The sequence below is a fragment of the Actinomadura rubrisoli genome (assembly GCF_004349215.1).
Lineage (GTDB): Bacteria > Actinomycetota > Actinomycetes > Streptosporangiales > Streptosporangiaceae > Spirillospora > Spirillospora rubrisoli.
This window is the reverse complement of record NZ_SMKU01000614.1, coordinates 1-2,517: the sequence shown is the minus strand read 5'-3', so window position 1 is coordinate 2,517 and position 2,517 is coordinate 1. Positions and strand designations below refer to the sequence as shown.

Genomic DNA, 2,517 nt, shown 5'->3' with positions numbered 1-2,517 from the left:
GCCACCCCACTCCCCGCCATCGAAGGTCACCGCGCGTCCCGGGACGGCGGCCTTCCTTGAGTTCGGGCACGTCCCTGCAGATGGTGGAGCCGCCGACGCCCGGCAGCCGGGCGATGCAGGAAATGATCGCGTCGGGGTGGGCGCGCGGGCGTGGCGGATCTGCTCGGGTGCCATCGCGGGTGGGCGGCTCAGCCGCAGGCCGCGGGCGCGGAGCGGGTCAGCCGGGGCAGGGCACCGTGGGCAGGACGATGTGCGAAGCCCGCTGCGTGTCGTGGAACACGGTGTTGTCGGCGATGACGTGCCGCCGTCGCGTGCCGGGCGCTTCGCCGGTGTTCGGGTTGACGTCGAAGCGCGGATGGTTGGAGCTTGAGATGTCCACGCGGATCCGGTGGCCGGCCACGAAGAGATTGCTCGTGGGATAGAGCGTGATCGTGACCTGGGTGATCTGGCCGGGGGGCAGCGGGCTCGGCGGGCCGCCCACCCGGAACCTGAGCCGGATGATCGAATCGGTGAGGTTGAGGGCGTAGCCGCGGGGATGGGCCCCCGAGGGCGGATAGAGATCGATCAGCTTGGCGGTGAAGTCGGTGTCGGCCGCGGTCGTGGCGACCCACAACCGGACCTCGATCGGCCCGGTCACCTCAAGGTCGTCGACGAGCGGATCGGTCTGGAAGACCAGGACGTCGGCGCGTGCCGCGAGCGGCAGGTAGGGCGGCCGGCAGCCGTACAGGCCCGCGGATTCGCGCTGGTCGAAGCCCCCCGGTTCGACGAGGGCCTGGACGCCCTCGAACAGGAACGCGTCCCCGGGGTCGGTGATCCCGGACGGCAGGCCGGGTGCCTCGAACAGTGAGGACACGTTGCCGCCGATCGACGGCACCGGGTCGGCCGGGTCGAACCGGTAGGTGGTCGAGGACCTGTCCACCGCAGGCGGCCGAAGGCCCAGGCCGCCGTCCTGGTGCAGGTAGTAGGGGACGTGGACGGTCCGCGCCAGTGGCCACTCGAACTCATCACGCCATCGGCCGCCGTGGCTGAGCCGGCCTTCCGGGCCGCGTGCGCCCGATCCCCCGCCCATCACGAAGATCCGCACCGGCGGGTCATGGTCGGCGCCGTTGGGTCGCCCCTTGAGCCACCGGTCGTACCAGCGCAGATGAGTACCGATCTTGTCGATGGCCGCGTCCTGGCCGAACCACAGGTCGCCCGCCGACGTCTCCCCCGTCCGGTCGTGCGACCAGGGCCCCACGATCAGCTTCACCGGCCCGGCCTTGCAGGCCGACAGCCCCTCGAACAGCTCGAAGGTGGCGCGAGTGTAGGAGTCGTACCAGCCGCCCATCAGCAGTGTGGGCACATCGGTGAAACGGTCGAGATGGGCGGCCGGATTGATTCCCGGGTTCGTCCAGAAGTCGTCGTAGCGGTCGTGGGTGAGCAGCGCGAACGCCAGCCGCTCATACGGCGGGACAACGGCGAGCTGCGTGACTCCGGGCCGGATCGGCCAGCGGCGCAGCCACTGCCCGAACGTGATCGGGTCCGAGTTGAGGGCGGCATCCACCCACGCCCGCGCCTTGAGCGCCGCCTGGGTATTGCGTGCGGAATGCCAGAACATCCAAGCGATCCACCGCAGTTCCAGCGCACCGCCGTGCCGGATCGAGCTGGTGTAGCCGTTGGCGCCGCTCTGGTTCGGCACGATCGCGGCCAGCCCTTCGGTACCGGCGGCGGCCGTGGCCGTCTGCGTCCAGCCGACATAGGAGGTGCCCCACATGCCGACCTGGCCGTCGCACCACGGCTGGGCGCGCACCCAGCCGACCGTGTCCTGCCCGTCCTCGGCCTCGCAGCCGAGAAACCCCAGCTCCCCCTCGGACCCGAAACAGCCGCGGCAGTCCTGGATCACCACAACGTATCCCCGTGCGGTGAACCAGTGCGCCCACTCGCTGTCCTCCCCGGCGGCGGACTTGTCGTACGGGGTCCGGACCAGCAGCGCCGGCAGCGCCGCGCCGACCACGCCGTCCTGCCCGGCAGGACGGTACACATCCGTGGCCAGCCGCACACCGTCGCGCATCGGGACCATGAGGTCCGACTCCAGGGCCGTGTGATACATCGGCTCGGAGTAACCTCCGTCGGCTGCCACGGACACCTGCCTACCCAAGATCCAGTCGCCGTGTCAACGGTCACCGGGTTCAGAGCCCCCACTGACGGGCTCGCGATTCCCGTGTACGGCCGGATACCTCCCCGGTTCGTAGCGGAGACGGCCTTCACCCGCACCCCAACCTGATGGACCCGCGCAGGGCGCCCACCCGCTGGGCATACCGGTCGAACACCCTCACCGGGCCTTACCAGGGCCGGCCCCCACATCGTCCAACATCCGGGACACCCGCTGCATCCGAGCCGTCCGAGACGCCCACGCCCCGGGGCGCGCCCGCAGGCGGCCCGTGCCGGTCTCGCGGATCAGCGCCTCCACCAGCGACCGCATCCCGTGCTACGCCGCCCGCCGCTGCCGGAGCGCCCGTCCCACCCGCACGCCTGGTA

1 protein-coding gene is annotated in these 2,517 nt (G+C 71.1%); it reads right to left on the bottom strand.

The genetic code is table 11. The annotated features are described in order from the left end of the window. Positions 1-217 precede the first annotated feature (217 nt). Complete coding sequence (locus E1298_RS46085; RefSeq protein WP_131903679.1) at positions 218-2,089, bottom strand: CocE/NonD family hydrolase; 1,872 nt, start codon at positions 2,087-2,089, stop codon at positions 218-220. Positions 2,090-2,517 lie beyond the last annotated feature (428 nt).

Excerpts from the sequence above, each read along its gene's own strand:
- E1298_RS46085 (WP_131903679.1), bottom strand. The coding sequence starts at position 2,089 with ATGTATCACACGGCCCTGGAGTCGGACCTCATGGTCCCGATGCGCGAC.